This is a genomic window from Moorena sp. SIO4E2 (assembly GCF_010671945.1).
GTDB classification, from domain to species: domain Bacteria; phylum Cyanobacteriota; class Cyanobacteriia; order Cyanobacteriales; family Coleofasciculaceae; genus Moorena; species Moorena producens.
In genome coordinates this window covers 1-2,517 of sequence record NZ_JAAHIE010000841.1, presented here as the reverse complement: position 1 = coordinate 2,517, position 2,517 = coordinate 1, and the positions used below count along the sequence as shown (strand labels likewise).

Genomic DNA, 2,517 nt, shown 5'->3' with positions numbered 1-2,517 from the left:
TCTAGAAAATTACAGAGTTGAAGCTGATCCAAATTTTGTATTTGAGAAAAATAGGTTTTCAAAAGATGTTTTTAAAATAAAATACTCTGGCCAGCAGCTTATAGATCAATACCCTGAAGTTGCTGATTTAATATTGCAGACACTGGACTTGAGCCGCGATCCTAAGTTTCCGAATCACAAGAGTGGCATCGCTTAATTTTTCGACGATTTATTTGGAGAAGATGATACCAAAAAGAGACGAAAAAAAATTGATACTGAACATAAAGCACTGCTGCAAGAAGGAGTCAAATTCTCAAACAATTTTAATTTTGAGCAAGAAAAGAACTTGAAGGACAAATGGGTACAAAATAACCCAGATCCAGAGAATAATACAATTGCGACAATACTTAAAAATGAAGAAGGCTTAATTATTGGTGAAGTGCATTCTGATGATGCTGCTAGAAAACAGGTAATTGAAAATCTCGACAATTTTGTTGGGATGGGAGTTAAGTCTGTCTATCTGGAGGCCATAAGGTCAGACTATCAGTCTATGGTTGATGATTATTTAAAACTAGACGGTGAACTCTCACCGGAACTTCAACGCTTTTTAATAAATAAAACAAAAAAGGATAATTACAGTTATTTAGATTTATTGAAGGCTATAAAAGCTAAAAATAATAAAGAACAAGCTGATATTCGGGTTATCGGTATCGACTCGCCTGCAGCATCCACAAGACCCTATTCTTCCGTAGCTGATCGAGAGAGGGCCAGGGAAGCCACTATGAATATATACGCAATGAAAGTAATTAAAGACAGTCAGAATAGTGGTAAATACATAGCTCTAGTGGGGAATGCACATCTGGAAACTCAGACAGATAAAACAGATAAAGAAGAAGATAAAAACACGTTAGGCTTCGACAAAGGAGTTCCCGGTCTTTCAGAAATGCTTTCAGTGCCTGCAGTCGCAATTAGGACAGAGGTAAAGATGAATTTTAATTTCGGCCAAAAAGGAGAATAAAATGGGAGGAGAAAGAGAGGTACTGAATGCGATCGCCTCTCTTGTTGGGTGTGTTAATAACGCACATACCAAATAGACAAGGCAGGCGATAGAGCAGATAAACAGAATAATCCTCCACGCTCACCAGATCAAATGATAATAAGCCAAGAAACGACTATATATGTCACTCTCAAGTAAAGTCAAAAAAATCCGCAAGAAAAAAACAGATGCTAAGAAAGCGAAAGCGTCTTCAAAAGCCTCTTCTGATTCTTCCAACTCCCAATCCCAAGGAAAAATAAATCCGATCACCGGTATGACCACCGAGGCTGAGATCAAGACATTGAGTGAGGCTCTTGCTGGTGCTTCTAACCTGTCCAAAGATGATGCAGCTTCTTTGTCTTGATGCAGTCGCTCATGGGGGAAACCACGGCAGTCGCTCATGGGGGGAACCCCCAAGACCGCGCTGCCTCCCCAAGACCGCGCTGCATCGCTTTTAAAGCAGGCGCAAGGTCTTAGAGACAAAATGGAAAGTGGTCAACCCATCTCAAGGTCGGAACTAGCCTCTTTCAAAGACTCTACCGACGATATGTTTAAGAAATTGGAGGATGTAAAAGGTTTCGATCAATTAAAAAATCCATTTACCATGACCGAGAGTGAGATAAATCAACAAGTGTATCAACTCGCTCAGGCGATGGAGAAAGCGGTAAAAGTCCCTTCAGACAATACCAAAAAAATGCTCAAGGATACCTATGCTTTAATGGATCATTTAACCTATACCAAGCGTGACAGCGATTCTCCCGATAGTGGAACTAAAGATGACTCAGATACCAATACCTCTGACCCTGATTATCAAACCTTACTCAATAACTTCAAGGAGTCTTATAGCCAGCATTATGATGCCTTAGGGTCCAGCCAAGCCGGTAAACCGATTGGTGGTCATTTGTTTAATATGACCAAAGATGAACTGGATGCTGAGATAAAGGATATTAACAAAAAAATAGCAGACGCGAGAAAACTTCCACCAGAGCAAATTCATGAGTTTGTTCGTGATGCCTATGCCTTAAGAGAAAAGCTATTTGAAGTTTCTAAATCCGCCGAAAATACTGCTAGCACCGATAGCTCTACTACAGAGGATAAAGAAGAGAATGCTACAGCGGAAGAGACGATATATCAAGCGGTTCAGGATAAAAATTCACCAGACGTACAAGTTTCGAAAAATGAGGTATATCGAGATATAGGGGAATTCAACCAAAAACACGCTGGTACGATGGAGGAGATAGTGCGGGCGTCACTCTTGTAGGGTGCGCCATTCAACAGTGCGATCGCCCGATATTGTAGGGTGCGTTAATGAAATGTAACGCACCAAATTCCTATTAATTTTAGAAGATAATTCCGGGTGTAATAATGAATCATATAAATTTTTAAATTTCTTGCCATTCCCGAGCATTGACAAATAAAGATAGGTGCTTTGTATTATTGGTTGCCACAGTAACGTCATACCCAGAATTAGTAACTAAAATAGCTTGAGCGGCTAAAATAAC

The 2,517-nt window shown here is 39.8% G+C and carries 4 protein-coding genes; 3 read left to right on the top strand and 1 reads right to left on the bottom strand.

Annotated elements, in window-relative coordinates:
* Together F6K37_RS37950 and F6K37_RS37945 are read left to right on the top strand one after the other, a co-directional pair.
* Positions 1-196, top strand: a 196-nt coding sequence (locus F6K37_RS37950; RefSeq protein WP_287256216.1) for a hypothetical protein, incomplete at its 5' end; no start/stop codon positions are given.
* 129 nt (positions 197-325) lie between these two features.
* On the top strand, positions 326-997 hold the full coding sequence (locus F6K37_RS37945) for a TraB/GumN family protein (RefSeq protein ID WP_287256214.1): 672 nt from the start codon (positions 326-328) through the stop codon (positions 995-997).
* A gap of 120 nt (positions 998-1,117) precedes the next feature.
* Here the strand turns inward: F6K37_RS37945 and F6K37_RS37940 are convergent, their stop codons facing one another.
* Positions 1,118-1,417, bottom strand: coding sequence for a hypothetical protein (locus F6K37_RS37940; RefSeq protein WP_287256212.1), 300 nt, complete (start codon positions 1,415-1,417; stop codon positions 1,118-1,120).
* Positions 1,418-1,499: 82 nt separating this feature from the next.
* Between F6K37_RS37940 and F6K37_RS37935 the strand changes: the two genes are divergently transcribed.
* Positions 1,500-2,276 (top strand): hypothetical protein, encoded by a 777-nt coding sequence (locus F6K37_RS37935; protein WP_287256209.1) that lies wholly within the window; start codon positions 1,500-1,502, stop codon positions 2,274-2,276.
* The last annotated feature ends 241 nt before the right edge of the window (positions 2,277-2,517 follow it).

Coding starts and splice junctions, on each gene's coding strand:
- F6K37_RS37935 (WP_287256209.1), top strand. CDS start 1,500: ATGGAAAGTGGTCAACCCATCTCAAGGTCGGAACTAGCCTCTTTCAAA.
- F6K37_RS37940 (WP_287256212.1), bottom strand. CDS start 1,417: ATGAGCGACTGCCGTGGTTTCCCCCATGAGCGACTGCATCAAGACAAA.